Annotated in this window: 9 protein-coding genes; 3 read left to right on the forward strand and 6 right to left on the reverse strand. The window is 68.4% G+C overall.

Going from position 1 to position 10,700, the window contains the following annotated elements; all coding sequences use genetic code 11:
* Nucleotides 1–148 precede the first annotated feature (148 nt).
* Nucleotides 149–1,105 carry a 16S rRNA (cytidine(1402)-2'-O)-methyltransferase gene (rsmI, locus tag AC1D0A_RS16765; RefSeq protein WP_439954114.1) on the reverse strand — a complete coding sequence of 319 codons (957 nt, stop codon included), beginning with the start codon at nt 1,103–1,105 and terminating at the stop codon, nt 149–151.
* Nucleotides 1,106–1,162: 57 nt separating this feature from the next.
* Here rsmI and AC1D0A_RS16770 point away from each other — a divergent pair, with 57 nt between their 5' ends.
* Together AC1D0A_RS16770 and AC1D0A_RS16775 are read left to right on the forward strand one after the other, a co-directional pair.
* Nucleotides 1,163–2,920: a dolichyl-phosphate-mannose--protein mannosyltransferase gene (locus tag AC1D0A_RS16770; protein ID WP_476946340.1), complete on the forward strand. Its 1,758-nt coding sequence runs from the start codon at nt 1,163–1,165 to the stop codon at nt 2,918–2,920.
* A gap of 61 nt (nt 2,921–2,981) precedes the next feature.
* Nucleotides 2,982–4,811: an AMP-dependent synthetase/ligase gene (locus AC1D0A_RS16775; RefSeq protein WP_476946341.1), complete on the forward strand. Its 1,830-nt coding sequence runs from the start codon at nt 2,982–2,984 to the stop codon at nt 4,809–4,811.
* A 21-nt stretch (nt 4,812–4,832) separates the two neighbouring features.
* Here the strand turns inward: AC1D0A_RS16775 and AC1D0A_RS16780 are convergent, their stop codons facing one another.
* From AC1D0A_RS16780 to AC1D0A_RS16800, 5 genes are all read right to left on the reverse strand, one after another.
* On the reverse strand, nt 4,833–6,155 hold the full coding sequence (locus tag AC1D0A_RS16780; RefSeq protein ID WP_476946342.1) for a TIGR01906 family membrane protein: 1,323 nt from the start codon (nt 6,153–6,155) through the stop codon (nt 4,833–4,835).
* A 112-nt stretch (nt 6,156–6,267) separates the two neighbouring features.
* On the reverse strand, nt 6,268–7,494 hold the full coding sequence (locus AC1D0A_RS16785) for a L,D-transpeptidase (RefSeq protein ID WP_476946343.1): 1,227 nt from the start codon (nt 7,492–7,494) through the stop codon (nt 6,268–6,270).
* 157 nt (nt 7,495–7,651) lie between these two features.
* On the reverse strand, nt 7,652–9,139 hold the full coding sequence (gene ahcY, locus AC1D0A_RS16790; protein WP_476946344.1) for an adenosylhomocysteinase: 1,488 nt from the start codon (nt 9,137–9,139) through the stop codon (nt 7,652–7,654).
* 129 nt (nt 9,140–9,268) lie between these two features.
* Nucleotides 9,269–9,517, reverse strand: coding sequence for a hypothetical protein (locus tag AC1D0A_RS16795; RefSeq protein WP_243179906.1), 249 nt, complete (start codon nt 9,515–9,517; stop codon nt 9,269–9,271).
* Between the two features lie 93 nt (nt 9,518–9,610).
* Nucleotides 9,611–10,000 (reverse strand): DUF3499 domain-containing protein, encoded by a 390-nt coding sequence (locus AC1D0A_RS16800; RefSeq protein ID WP_028276503.1) that lies wholly within the window; start codon nt 9,998–10,000, stop codon nt 9,611–9,613.
* Between the two features lie 144 nt (nt 10,001–10,144).
* Between AC1D0A_RS16800 and AC1D0A_RS16805 the strand changes: the two genes are divergently transcribed.
* Complete coding sequence (locus AC1D0A_RS16805; protein WP_028277395.1) at nt 10,145–10,696, forward strand: metallopeptidase family protein; 552 nt, start codon at nt 10,145–10,147, stop codon at nt 10,694–10,696.
* Nucleotides 10,697–10,700 lie beyond the last annotated feature (4 nt).

Here is a 10,700-nt window from a genome sequence, read left to right on the forward strand (position 1 = left end):
CTATGCATGTGCGCACTACTGTATCCAAACTATGCTGTGCAGCTGCACAACCGTTCTGCGTGGGCGTGGAGCCCGGTTCCGGCCCCCGAGGCACGGCGGCGCGCCGGAACCCGCCTCCCGGCACCCACCACCTGGCTCAGCGCACGGCTCAGCGCGCGGCGAGGACCGCGGCATAGAGTTCGCGCTTGCTGACCTTCGCGTCATCGGCCACTGCGGCGACGGCCTCCTTCAGCCGGATGCCCTGGGCTATCAGCCCGTTGACGGCAGCCACATGATCCTCGGGACGGCCGGGTTCGCGTTCCGGGGCGCCGCCCACTACCACGGCAATTTCGCCGCGCACTTCGCTTGACTCGGCCCATTCAAGCAGTTCGCGCAGGGTGCCGCGGATGACCTCTTCATAGGTCTTGGTGAGTTCACGGCAGACGGCGGCCCGGCGGTCGGCGCCAAAGCTCTCCCGCAGGGCCCTCAGCATGGGCTCCAGCCGGTGCGGCGCCTCGAAAAACACCATGGTGCGCCGCTCGGTGTCGAGATCGGCCAGCCGCGAGGAGCGTTCACCGGCCTTGCGCGGCAGGAAGCCCTCGAAGCAGAACCGGTCCGTCGGCAGGCCCGACAGTGCCAGGGCGGTCAGCACTGCGGAGGGTCCGGGCGCGGCGGTGACGGTGAGGCCGGCCGCCACGGCGCCTTCAACCAGCCGGAACCCCGGATCAGAGACCGAGGGCATGCCGGCGTCGGTCACCATCACCAGGGTCTTGCCGGACCGGACCTGCGCCAGCAGGTCAGCCGTCTTGGCTGCCTCATTGTGCTCGTGATAGCTGATGATCCGGCCCGCCACAGTGACGCCGAGGTTCTGCACGAGGCGGTGCAGCCTCCGGGTGTCCTCCGCGGCGACGATGTCCGCCGTCGCGAGCAACTCCACGAGCCGCGCCGAGGCATCGCCCGCATTGCCGATCGGCGTCGCGGCGAGGACGATCCTGCCGGGCCCGCCGGAGGCGGACACAGAGGCGGAAACAGACGCCGAATCAGGGGCGGGAACGGCGGCGGCGTCATCGCCGTCGAAGGGAGGATCGAGGGGAGGAAGGGGGGAAGGGCTGGGTTCGTGGTCCACAGGACCAGCCTACTGCCGCCGGGGCGGGGGCCTGCGAGCACAGCTGCGAAAGGTAGCATGGGCAACGTGACCCAGACCCCCACGCGGCAGCCCGAGACTGGCCCTGATGCATCGCCGGCAACAGGTCCCGGCCGTCCCGACGGCCGGGCGGCCGGCAAGGACCGGAACCGCTTCAGCACCGGCCGCAACCTTGAAGGGCACCGCTGGATCGGCCGCCCCGCCGAGGCCAACACCCCGGAGGCCCTCCGGGAGCGCCTGATCGGCGGCCTCCAGAGCTGGCGGGACTACCCGGCGTCGCTTCGGCTCTGGTACTGGCTCATTCCCGTCCTGACGGCCGCGCTGGGCGGCGTCCTGCGGTTCGTCCGGCTGGACACGCCGCGCAACCTGGTCTTTGACGAAACGTACTATGTCAAAGACGCGTACTCATTCCTGGTCAGCGGATACGAGCGCAGCTGGCCGGACCGGGCGAACGACTCGTTCATCGCCGGCAACCCCGGCGTGCTGCTGAACACGCCGGAGTACGTCGTCCACCCGCCGGTCGGCAAGTGGATGATCGCCGCGGGCATGTGGCTGTTCGGGGCGGACAATCCCTTCGGCTGGCGGTTCGGTGCGGCCCTGACGGGGACACTGTCCATCCTCCTGCTGGCCCTGATCGCGCAAAAGCTCTTCCGCTCGCTCACCCTGGGTGCCGTGGCCGGCATCCTGCTCGCCGTGGACGGTCACCACCTGGTCATGTCCCGGACCTCGCTGCTGGACATCTTCCTGATGTTCTGGATCCTCGCCGCGTTCGGGGCCCTGCTGATGGACCGCGACGACGGCCGGAGGCGGCTCGCTGCCCGGCTCGGCCGGCAGGCCGCGGCCTCCGCCACGGGGCGGCCCTCGGCGCTGCAGCTCACCTCCGGGCCCTGGCTCGGCATCCGGTGGTGGCGCCTCGCGGCGGGCGTCTGCCTGGGCCTGGCGGTCGGCACGAAATGGTCCGCCCTGTTCTTTCTGGCCGGATTCGGCCTGCTGACCGTCTTCTGGGACCTCAGCGCGCGGCGCATAGCCGGCGTGCATGCCTGGATCAGCGGCGGCATCCTCAAGGACGGCGTCCCGGCCTTCCTGAGCATCGTTCCGGTGGCCGCCCTGGTCTACGGCGCCACATGGACCGGGTGGTTCCGGTCCACGGACGCCTACTTCAGGCATTGGGCCGACGCCAACCCCTCGGCCGAGTGGGGCTGGCTGCCGAACGCCGTCCGGTCCCTGGCGCATTACCACCTGGAGGCCTACAAGTTCCACCAGGGCCTCAGTGCCGACCACCCCTACGAGGCCAGCGCCTGGAGCTGGCTGGTCATGGGCCGGCCCACGTCATTCTTCTACGAATCCCCCGGGCAGGGCACCCCGGGCTGCGAGCTGACCAACTGCACCACCGCCATCCTCTCCGTCGGCAACCCGTTGATCTGGTGGAGCGCGGCCGTGAGCCTGGGTGTCCTGCTGTTCTGGTGGGCGGGCCGCCGCGACTGGCGCGCCGGCGCAGTCCTGGCCGGAGTGGCCGCAGGATATCTCCCCTGGTTCATGTACCCGGAGCGCACCACCTTCTTCTTCTACGCCGTGTCCTTTGAACCGTTCCTGGTGCTGGCGCTCGTCTATTGCCTGGGGCTGGTGCTCGGCCAGCGCGGTGACCCCCTCTGGCGCCGGCGGTCCGGGTTCTACCTGGTGGCGCTGTTCGTGGTGGCGGCCGTGCTGGTGTCCGCGTTCTTCTACCCGGTCTGGACGGCCGAGGTGATCCCGTACCAGGACTGGCGCATCCGGATGTGGATGCCGTCCTGGATCTAGGGCAGGATTGCAGGGAAATGTCCGCCGAACTCCGGGCGGACCAGGAAATGGAGACTCGGCTGTGAGAGAAGCAAGCACCGGACTGCTCGTGGAGCTGGACCCGGAGAGCAACGTGACTGACCTGCTCCTGGAGCAGCACGCGAAGGATCCCGTGCACGCCCTCTACTCCCGCAAAGGCCCCGGCGGCTGGACCGACGTCTCCGTCCAGCACTTCCTGGAGCAGGTCACTGCCCTGGCCAAGGGCCTGATCGCCGGCGGACTCACGCCGGGCGAGACCGTCGCGGTCATGTCCGCCACCCGGTACGAGTGGACGGTGGTGGACTTCGCCATCTGGTTCGCCGGCGGCGTCACCGTTCCGATCTACGAGACCTCCTCCGCGTCCCAGGTCGAGTGGATTCTCCATGATTCGGGGGCCCGGCGGGTGTTCGTCGAGGACCACGCCAGGGCCGCTCTCGTCCAGGGCGTCCTGGACGCCTCCACCGTCCTCGGTGACCGGCTTGTTGCCGTCGTGCGGATGGAGGACGACGGCGCCGCACCGAACCTGGCGAGCATGGCCGCGGCCGGCACCGGGGTGACCGACGCCGAGCTGGAACGCCACCGGACCGCGGCGTCCCTGGCGGATGTCGCGTCCCTGGTCTACACCTCGGGCACCACCGGCAAGCCCAAGGGCTGCGAGATCACCCATGCCAACTTTGCCCTGGTGGCCAAGAACATCGTCCTGTTCCTGCCCGAGCTCCTCATGCAGCCGCGTTCCCGGACGCTGATGTTCCTGCCCCTGGCGCACGTCCTGGCCCGGGCGGTGCAGGTGGTCTGCCTTAGCTCCGGATCCACCCTCGGCCACACCGCCAGCGCCAAAGAGCTCCTGGACGATCTGGACAGCTTCAAACCCACCTTTCTGCTGGTGGTCCCCCGGATCTTCGAAAAGGTCTACGCCGGAGCCGCGCAGAAGGCGGACGCCGCCGGCAAGGAACGTATCTTCACAGCCGCAGCGGCGGCCGCGATCGACTACTCCAAGGCCCTCGACGCCGCCTCCCGGGGCAACGGCACGGGCCCGGGGCTCCTGCTGCGTGCCCGGCACGCAGTCTTCGACCGGATCCTGTATCCCAGGCTCCGGCAGGCCTTCGGCGGCCAGTTGCGGTACACGGTCTCCGGCGCGAGCCCGCTGAGCTCCAACGACGCCCATTTTTTCCGCGGCGTGGGTATCCCCGTCCTGGAAGGCTACGGCCTGACCGAAACCACGGCGCCCTGCACAGCCAACACCCCGGCACGGACCAAGGTGGGCACCGTCGGCATCCCGATTCCGGGCACCACGGTCCGGGTGGCTGACGACGGCGAGATCCTGGTCAAGGGCATCGGCGTCTTCAAGGGCTACCACGCGAACGAGGCCGCCAACGCTGAGGCCTTCGTGGACGGTTTCTTCCGGACCGGCGACCTCGGTTCCCTCGACGAGGACGGATTCCTGACCATCACGGGCCGGAAGAAGGACCTGCTGGTCACGGCCGGCGGCAAGAATGTTGCCCCGGGCCCGCTCGAGGAGAAGATCCGGGAGCACCAGCTGGTCGGGCAGGCCGTGGTCGTTGGCGACGGCCGGCCCTTCGTCTCTGCACTGGTGAACCTGGACCCGGAAGGACTGCGCAACTGGTGCGCCGCCCGGAAGGTGCCCGTCATGGCGCCGGCCGAAGCCGCCGCGGACCAGACGGTCCGCGCCGCGATCCAGGAAGCCATCGATGCCGCGAACCTCACGGTCTCCAAGGCCGAGTCGATCCGCAGTTTCGTCATCCTGGACGCCGACTTCACCGTGGAATCAGGGCACCTGACCCCCTCGCTCAAACTCAAGCGGGCCGCCGTCGTGCGGGACTACGAACAGCACATCAACCGGATCTACGGCTGACGCCGGGCAACCGGCCCGTCGTCAGACGGTGTGCCGGGTGCGCGCCGGGCCCTCTGCGTCGCTGCCGGCCGTGCCGTCCGCCGCGGGCGCAGCCTCGGCGGTGGCGCCAGTGCCGGCATCAGTATCGGTGCCCTTGGATGTGGCGGCGGCCTTCTTGCCGAGGCCGCGGCGCCGGCGCGTGGGCCAGGTCAGGACGAGGGTGACCAAGGAAGCGAGCAGCACGAGGCTTCCGATGACGATCCCGGCGTCCATCCAGAACTGGCCCGGGAAGAGCCGGATAAGGGTGTCCTGAAGCGTAAATGTCCAGGTCCCGTTGGCGAAGAAAATACGGTGGAAATCGGTGAAGAACTGCTCCCAGCCGAGTACCGCGAGGGTCCCGAGGCCGATGATGAGCGCAAGGGTGACGATCGAGCCGGCGAACAGGCCGCGGCGGACTCCCCCGTTATGGCGGCGCTTGAGGTAGATCACGGCCACCAGGCCCAGCAGGATCAGCAGGGTACCGGCGCCGAAAGTGGACAGGATCACGGCCTTGACGTCGGCCATGTGGCTGACTTCGCCGTCCTTGAACAACCGCTCCCCGCTTTGGTCCACAAGATCGCCGAGGTAGCGGGGGCCCGACCAGTTGCTGAGGTAGTCCACCGCGTAGGAACCGTACGTCATGCGGTCATCGGTGCTGAAGCCGTAGCCGTCACCGGGGAAGCCCGGACGGTTGTATTCCACCCAGAGGAACAGGGGGCTGGTCACGGCGCGGACGGCGAGCACCAGCAGGATGACCGGGTAGAACACGGCGAGCAGCACCTGAAGCACCCGCGGGAGGACGGGCTTGGCCTTGGCCGCCTGCTCGCGTTCGGCGTTCCGGCGTTCGGCGTTGCGGCGTTCGACTTCGTCCTCGGGGGCGGTGTCAGGACGTGCGCCGGCTGATACGCCGGCTCCTGCCCCGCGCGCCTTGTCATCCGACGGGGGAGCATTCGACGTGGCCACATCCGACTGGGCAGTATCCGACGGCCCCGTGGCGGCGGCCTCGGCCGCCTTGCGGTCGGCGCGGCTCTCCGGCTGGCTGGCGGTGGGCGTTGCCGACGGCGCCGCCGTGCCCTCTGCTGATCCCGCTGCTGCGGCTGATCCTGCCTTGCCGGCGGCTGCGGCCGGCCCTGCCTTGCCGGCGGCTGCGGCCGGCCCTGCCTTGCTGGCGGCTGCGGCCGATCCTGCCGGGCCGGCTGCCGTGCCCGCCGTGGGCTTGCCGGCGGCGGCCGGCTTCATCCAGTCGAACGCCGGTTCGTCGGTGTCGTCCGACGGATCCAGGTGCGGATCCGGCCGGTCGGGAGGGGTGGGACTCTTGTCAGTCACGTGGAGCTTCGCTTCCGTAGGCTTCTGCGCTGCCCGGCCCGCGCCCGGCTGCGCAACTTATCTGGCTCTGAGCCTACCGTCCGAGGATTGGGCTCAGCGAGGTGCCACCCCGTCAGTTGGCGTATTGGGCCCAAGGGATGTTCCAGTCCCCGAAGCCGTCATCGAAGTTGGCGTACTCCCCCTCGGTGTTCACCACCTGGACGACGTCGCCGGTGGTCATGTTGTCGAACACCCACTTCGCGCCGTCCGGGCCCAGGCCGATACAGCCGTGGGAGAGGTTCGTCTTGCCGATGTAGGGCATCGCGGACTCCGTGGCCTGGTGGATGAATTCCCCGCTGGGCGTCAGGCGCGTGGCATAGTTGACGTCCAGCTGGCCGTAGTAGGCCGGGTCCCCCGGTTTGAGCCCGATCGTGGAGGCATCCATGTGCTCCACACGGTGTTTCTCCATGAACACGAGGAAGCCCCGTGCCGACGGGAACCGGGTGTCGCCCAGGGTCGCCGGCCAGTGGCCGGCCGGCTTGTCGTTGATGCTGACGGAGAACGTATGGGCCTTGGCGTCGGCGACGGCCACCTTCTTGTCCCCGATGTGGACCGTTACCGTCTTGTTGAAGTTGCCGACCTGCCCGTTGCCGAGCTCAACGCCGAACAGCTTCATGTCCATGGTGATGGTGCTGTTCGCGGCCCAGAAGGCCTCCGGCCGGTACCTGACAGTGTTGTTGTTGAACCAGTGGAAATCACCCACCTGGCCGGACGTCGAGGTGATCTTGATGGCCTTTTCGACGGCGGTCCGGTTCAGGACCGGCTCGCTGAAGGTGATCTGCAGGGGCTGGGCCACACCCACCTTCATCCCGTCCAAGGGGTATATGGCGGCGTCAGCCTCGTTGGCGGTCGAGACGGTGGTGAACGCGCGCGTGCTGTGTGTCTCGCGTCCCGCGTCGTCCACCACGGAGTACGTGAAGTTATACCGCGTGTTGAACGTCAGGTTGCCGGAGGACGTCCAGGTGGACCCGTCCGTGCCCAAGGTGCCGTCAACGGTGTCGCCGTCATCGCTCGTCAGGGCCACGCGGTCAATCCGGCCGTTCGTGACCTTGAGGGAAACCGGCGCCGCAGGGTTGACCTGCTTGGCGCCGTCGGCGGGCGAGACGGCCAGTTCAGCGGGGGCGACCACCGGGACGGCGAGTCCCGGCGTCGTCCGGGCCGGGGATCCGGCCTCGGAGGAAATCCCGGACTGGGCCAGCCCCGGAGCCGCCGCGGCGAAGGCTCCGCCGCCGGCTGCCAGGGCACAGAGCACCCCCAGCAGGGCGATCTTTCGGCCGGTACTCCAGGTTTTCAGGGCCATCACAGGACCCGGGCGTTTCCACACGTCATCCTGCCAGCATAAGCGAATTACCTTGGAACCCCGGCCCGATTCGACCACGATCCGGTTACAAAAGCGCCCCCAAAACGGTCACAGCAAAGGGCCCCGGACCTTCGTCCGGGGCCCTTTGGGAGGGTTCCTAGTAGCGGTAGTGGCCGGGCTTGTACGGTCCGGCTACGTCGACGTCCAGGTACTCGGCCTGTTCCTTGGACAGCTCGGTCAGCTCCACATCGAGGGCACCCAGGTGCAGGCGGGCGACCTTTTCGTCCAGGATCTTGGGCAGGACGTACACCTGGTTCTCGTATTCCCGCTCGCCCTCGGGCTGGCCGGCCTTCGTGAACAGTTCAATCTGGGCGATCGTCTGGTTGGCGAAAGAGTTGCTCATGACGAACGAGGGGTGTCCGGTGGCGTTGCCGAGGTTCAGCAGGCGGCCTTCGGACAGGACGATGATGGAGCGGCCGCCCTTGCCCGTGGCCGGGTCAGTTTCGAAGACCCACTCGTGCACCTGGGGCTTGATCTCGACCTTCTTGATGCCGGGGACCCGCGCCAGCCCGGCCATGTCGATCTCATTGTCGAAGTGCCCGATGTTGCCCACGATGGCCTTGTCACGCATCTCGGCCATGTGCTTGGCCATGATGACGTCCTTGTTGCCCGTCGTGGTGATGAAGATGTGGCCTTCGCTGAGCACGGATTCCAGCTTGGCGACCTGGTAGCCGTCCATGGCCGCCTGGAGCGCGCAGATCGGGTCGATCTCCGTGACGATCACGCGCGAACCCTGGCCGCGGAAGGCCTCCGCTGCGCCCTTGCCGACGTCGCCGTATCCGCAGACGACGGCGACCTTGCCGCCCATCAGGACATCGGTGGCGCGGTTGATGCCGTCCGGCAGGGAGTGGCGGATGCCGTACTTGTTGTCGAACTTGCTCTTGGTGACAGAGTCGTTGACGTTGATCGCCGGGAAGAGCAGCTTGCCCTGCTCCGCCAGCTGGTACAGGCGGTGCACGCCCGTGGTGGTCTCCTCGGTGACGCCGAGCAGGAGAGCGCCGATGCGGGTCCATTTCTGCGGGTCGGCCTCGAGGGATGCGCGCAGCACGTCGAGGAACACCCGGCCTTCCTCGGACTCGTCCTCGGCGGCGGCTGGGACAGCACCGGCGGCCTCGAACTCGACACCCTTGTGCACCAGCATGGTGGCGTCGCCGCCGTCGTCCAGGATCATGTTCGGGCCCAGCTCAGGGTTGGCGTCGGCGCCCGGCCAGGTGAGGATCTGCTGGGCGGTCCACCAGTATTCCTCCAGCGTCTCGCCCTTCCAGGCGAAGACGGGGACGCCCTGGGGGTCCTCGACGGTTCCGTTGCCGACCACCACTGCGGCGGCGGCTTCGTCCTGGGTGGAGAAGATGTTGCAGGAGGCCCAGCGGACTTCGGCGCCGAGGGCGGTAAGGGTCTCGATCAGCACCGCGGTCTGGACGGTCATGTGCAGGGATCCGGCGATCCGGGCGCCCTTGAGCGGCTGGCTGGCGCCGAACTCCTCGCGCAGGGACATGAGTCCGGGCATCTCGTGCTCGGCGAGGCGGATCTGGTGGCGGCCCGCCTCGGCCAGGGAAATGTCCGCAATCTTGTAATCGAAAGTCATCTGAGTCCTTTGTTGTGGCCGGTGGCATCGCGTGTCTGGAGCTGGGCGATTCTGGATTGGAGCAGGATCTAAGCAGTCATTCGGTGCCGCGGGCCTCCCCGATGGGTGCCCGGCGGCGTTTTGGGGCGGCTATTCCGCGGCGTGGCGCGGGGCGGCGTCGTGCAGCTTCGCGTCGTGCTGGTCAGCGGGGGCCGCCGCTGCGGCGGGCAGCAGTTCCGGCGGCAGCAGCAGCGGGATGCCGTCCTCGATTTTGTACCGCAGCTTGTTCCCGGCGCCATCTGCCGTGACGGTGACGAGCTCGTCGCCTTCCTGCACCAGGCTGGAGCCGGTGACGGGGCATCGCAGGACAGACAACAGTTCGGAACTGAGCTTGGGCATGGTGAACGCTCCCTGATGGGCGCCGCAACAGGGCGCCGGTGGCTGAGTGGCTGACGGCTTTTTGCAGTTTCCACCCTACCGCCAGTTGGAGCCTTAGGAAGGTTCGCGCAGGACGCGCAGATGTCCGCGCCGGGCGCCCTCGGCCGGGGCCGGTGCCTCCAGCGCCGGGTGCAGCGTGCGCTGCCCCTTCGCCGTCTCCCCCGCAGCCGGACGTGAGGCCGCCTCGCGGACCGCGTTGGCGAGGGCCAGGAGGTCGTCGGGGCCGGGACCGGCCGGAGTTGCGGGCATCGCCAGCCGCATGACTTCCCAGCCGCGCGGCACGGTCAGCGAATCGGCGTGCTGTTCGCACAAGTCGTAGCAGTGCGGTTCGGCGTACGTCGCCAGCGGACCCAGAACGGCCGTGGAGTCGGCGTAAACGTACGTCAAAGTGGCCACCGCAGAATTGCGGCAGGCAGACCTAGAACAAATACGAATTGCACCCACGACATCACAGACTACTCCCCCTCGGACCGGGCGCTGCGCATTGAAACGGCTGTGGTTGTGCCGCGGCGCGGCCGGGGCTGCGCGGCGGCGGATCGCCGTCGGGGCTGTATCGCGTATTTCATTGCGCGGGTTTAGAGTCAAGATATGCAGTCATCGCACCACGATTCGGGTTTCACGGTCCGGTTGGCTGACCCCGACGCCGGACGTACAGGCGCCGGTTCCGGCCCCGCCGGCGCGCCTCTGGCCGGGTCGCCTGCCGCCGTCCAGGGAAAGACCTTCCGGCAGCGCCGCAGGAACAGGCACGGCCGGGGCCTTCGCGGCGAGCTCATTCTCCCCACCCTGCCCGGCTACCGGACCCGCTCCGACCGCTTCGATGACTTCGTCCTGGACTCGGCCCAGCGGCTGCACGATATCTGGGGCAAGCCGCTCGACGGCGTCCGCTTCGCCGTTGACGAGATCCCCCCGGGCCTGGAGCAGCTCGTGGCGGACCGCACGCCCGCGCCGATGGGCGCTTTCACTGCTGCCACGGCCGAGGACGGACCGGTCATCACGCTGTACCGCCGGGTGGTGGAGCAGGTGTGCGGAACCCGGGACGAACTCCAGGACCTCGTGCACGACGTCGTCGTGGAATACACGGCCGAGATGCTCGGCGTACCCCCGGAGTCCCTCGACCCCGTCTATCGCCGCCGGTACTAGCCCG

This window comes from Arthrobacter sp. P1_D4, assembly GCF_056406115.1.